General features: G+C 51.6%; 1 rRNA gene. It reads right to left on the bottom strand.

What is annotated here, in order from left to right:
- A 23S ribosomal RNA gene (locus ACYVG5_RS21500) occupies window positions 1-504 on the bottom strand; the annotation flags it as partial.

Raw genomic sequence — 504 nt, 5'->3', positions numbered from 1 at the left:
GTTATAGTTACGGCCGCCGTTTACCGGGGCTTCGATCAAGAGCTTCTCCTTACGGATAACCCCATCAATTAACCTTCCGGCACCGGGCAGGCGTCACACCGTATACGTCCACTTTCGTGTTTGCACAGTGCTGTGTTTTTAATAAACAGTTGCAGCCAGCTGGTATCTTCGACTGATTTCAGCTCCACCCGCAGGGGCTTCACCTACATATCAGCGTGCCTTCTCCCGAAGTTACGGCACCATTTTGCCTAGTTCCTTCACCCGAGTTCTCTCAAGCGCCTTGGTATTCTCTACCTGACCACCTGAGTTGGTTTGGGGTACGATTTCGTGTTACCTGATGCTTAGAGGCTTTTCCTGGAAGCAGGGCATTTGTTACTTCATCACCGTAGTGACTCGTCATCACACCTCAGCCTTGATTATCCGGATTTGCCTGGATAACCAGCCTACATGCTTAAACCGGGACAACCGTCGCCCGGCTAACATAGCCTTCTACGTCCCCCCTTC

The organism is Modestobacter lapidis (assembly GCF_054780755.1).
Note: the sequence above shows the minus strand (reverse complement) of the source record. Positions and strands in the feature narration are given on the sequence as shown.